This is a genomic window from Desulfovibrio sp. 1214_IL3152 (assembly GCF_036763055.1).
GTDB lineage: Bacteria > Desulfobacterota > Desulfovibrionia > Desulfovibrionales > Desulfovibrionaceae > Desulfovibrio.
Genome location: NZ_JBAIYW010000544.1, coordinates 1 through 2,935 on the forward strand (window position 1 = coordinate 1; position 2,935 = coordinate 2,935).

Below are 2,935 nucleotides of genomic sequence, written 5' to 3' on the forward strand. Positions count from 1 at the left end.
CAGGGCCGCCGCAAGCATGGCGGGCAACAGGGTGAGGCTGGCGCCGAGCAGCAGGGCGCTCACAAGCATATTTATGAGCACAAAAAGTACCAGTGTGCCGGGTTTGCGCACCTTGAACAGCATGACCACCAGCAGGGTAGTGAAAACGAGGTTCTTCAGAAGAAGAGAAACCGGGTTCATTCCCCCGCCGGCCAGGGCTATCAGCAGGGTGGATATTTTGGCCGCAGCCGAAAACACCCCGATGACCACCAACTCGTGTGCGCTCCAATACCGCTTGACCGTGGATTTCATATTTGTCTCCTGGCCCGTCTCTTACATAAATTGAATTTGAATTTCAATATCAAAGAGACGGGCCGCCGGGCTTAAAATTCTACACTGACCTTGATATTGGCATGCACACCGGGTTCGTAAATGGATTCTCCCGTACCGAGTGCATATTTTTGGTTAAAGATGTTAAGCACTTCACCGACTATGGCGTATTGCTTGCTGTCGCCGAACTTCACGCCCATCATGGCGTTGGCCGTAGTCCAGGAACTGTTGGAATATACGGTGCGGGCAGAGCCGCTTTCCTGTTCGTTCTTGGTGGCAAAGCGGACGTAGGCATCGCCGATCACATCCAGGCTTTCGTTGACCGGGTAGAGCGCCCGCACGCCTGTACGGCCCGTCCATTCGGGCGTGCCGGTCTTCCAGGTCTTGTAATTGCCGTTGTCAAACTGGCGCTTCATCCAGGTCAGGTCGATATAGGGGGTGAAGCCGTAAGGCAGGTCATAGCTGCCGCTGAATTCCACACCGTGCGTTTTGGCCTGGCTGACGTTCTTGTAATAAAAGATATTGTTGCCGGTTTGCTGTGACGAAATGTAGTCTTCGGCCACAGTGTAAAATCCGGTGAGGTCAAGGTTGAGGCCAAAGGCGGAATAGCGTGCGCCCAGTTCCCAGGTATTGGACTTTTCAGGCGTAAGGTCGGGGTTGGGGTTTACCGTGCCGCCGCCCATGCTGGAGATGACGTATTTTTCCTGAAGATTGGGTACGCGGAAGCCCTGGCTGAAGCCCGCGCGCAGCGTAAGGTCGTCAATGCCCTGCCACATGAGGGACACGTTGAACACGGGGTGGGATTCCCAGTTGTCGCCTGTGGCGCCAGCGTCAATGTCGCCAAAGACGGGGTTGTAGGCCGGGGATGTTTTTTTACGCTGCCAGCCTTCGGCGGTTCCCATATGCGACTGCACCCAGGTCTGGCGCACACCGTAAGACAGGGTGAAGTCCCAGGGCAGTTTGCTTTCCATAAGGGCGTACAGGGCGTGGGTGTCCATGTATCCCTTATATTTGTAGTGCTTGTCGGTCAGGCTTGTCACCGTTACCATTGGGTTGGGCTTGATGACAGTCTTGGTGTCCGTGTCTGTGGTGGCATCAAGGCCGTCTCTGGTGAACTCGTAGCCGGCAATGAGGTAGTTGTTTTCGCCTATACTCCAGTCGGACTGAAGGCTTGCTCCCCACTGCTCGTTCTTGTTGTTGGCATAGTTGTCCATAAGCATGGACATGGGGGCTTCCGCCACTTCCACATGGTTGAGCATTTTTTTCTTGCTGTGCTGCCAGAAGGCGTCAAGGCGCAGGCGCGGCAGAAAAAAAGCCACATCTTTTGCCTCGGCGAATACCGCGGCCTTCTTGCGTTCCCAGGGCGAAATATCCACAAAAAAGTTGGGCGAGCTGGTGTCGCCGGACATTATTTCGCTGTAAAATTGCTCATACATGCCGCCTGCGGTAAAATTGGGGCTGAAATCATAGCTCAGAAAGGCCGAGCCGGACTGCTGCTTGAACTTGGAATGCTTGGCCTCGCCGTCGGGGGTGGACAGATTGTGCTGATAGGTGTTGGCCCCTGTTGCGCGGTACTTGAAGCCCTCATAGGCGCCAAACAGGGAGAGGCTTTCGGCAAAACCTCTGGTGGAGCCGTTGTAGCTTGTGGTTATCTGCCCCTGTATGGGCTTTTTTCCACCCTTTTTGGTGATGATGTTGACAACGCCGCCCAGCGCTTCAGAGCCATACAGCACCGAGGCTGGCCCCTTGATGACTTCGATGCGCTCGATCATGGCGGGGTCGATGAGCAGGGCTGTTCCGTCCATGGACTTGTTTTCAGCGATTTTTTGCCCGTCGATAAGAATGAGCACCCGGTTGGGACTTTCCCCACGGATGGAAATGCGCTTCAGGCCCTGTGCGCCGGAGTTGACGATCTGCACTCCGGGAATGTCCTGCAGCAGGCCGCCCACTGTGGCTGCGGGCGAGGTTTTGATTTCTTCCTCCGTCATGACGCTCACGGCCATGGGGACATCCAACAGCTCTTTTTCAACTCGCGACGCGGATACCCTGACAGTTTCGGTCTGCAGGGGTTCGGCATGGGCGGGCGCGCTCCAGAGCAATGCCCCGGCCAGACCCAGGGGCACGGCATGCCTGCGTAAGTTACGCAGCAAGATCATTGTTTTCCTCCAGCATGGTTTTAAGGTAGTTGAGCAGCAACTGCGAAAGGTTCACCTGCCAAAACTGCCCTGCCAGCGTAAGCGTTACCCATCCCTGATCTTGCGTGACCAGCCCCGCTCTCTGCCACTGGGCAAGCAGGGGAGACCATATTTTCGCAAGAGGCAGGCCAAAGCGTTGTTCAAGCGCGGGCAGGTTCAGACAGCCCTGCTCCATACCCTCGGCTACGGCCCGGAAGAGGAAGTAGCGCTGCGGCGCGGGTTGCAGCATAGCCAGGGCCTTGCGCCCGTCGGCCACCTGTTGCAGCCATGATTCGTAGTCCGGCGTATTGATATAGAAATTTCCGGCAAAGTTGCCGCCCGCGCCGGGGCCGAAGGCCAGGCAGTTGGCGGAACCCTTGACGTAGAGGTTGTACAGGTTGCGTTCTCTGGAGGTGCGCGCCCAGTGGCTGATGGACAGGCGGCGGTAGCGG

1 protein-coding gene and 2 pseudogenes are annotated in these 2,935 nt (G+C 56.6%); all 3 read right to left on the reverse strand.

The annotated features are described in order from the left end of the window. Positions 1-291: pseudogene (locus V6C07_RS11505) on the reverse strand (hypothetical protein); the annotation flags it as partial. Between the two features lie 71 nt (positions 292-362). After that, positions 363-2,465 (reverse strand): TonB-dependent receptor plug domain-containing protein, encoded by a 2,103-nt coding sequence (locus V6C07_RS11510; protein ID WP_333536622.1) that lies wholly within the window; start codon positions 2,463-2,465, stop codon positions 363-365. Next, a pseudogene (locus V6C07_RS11515) lies at positions 2,449-2,935 on the reverse strand (heme anaerobic degradation radical SAM methyltransferase ChuW/HutW); the annotation flags it as partial. The pseudogene V6C07_RS11515 and the gene V6C07_RS11510, both read right to left, overlap by 17 nt.

Bases quoted from the DNA above. Each gene is read 5' to 3' on its own strand.
- V6C07_RS11510 (WP_333536622.1), bottom strand. From the start codon at position 2,465: ATGATCTTGCTGCGTAACTTACGCAGGCATGCCGTGCCCCTGGGTCTG.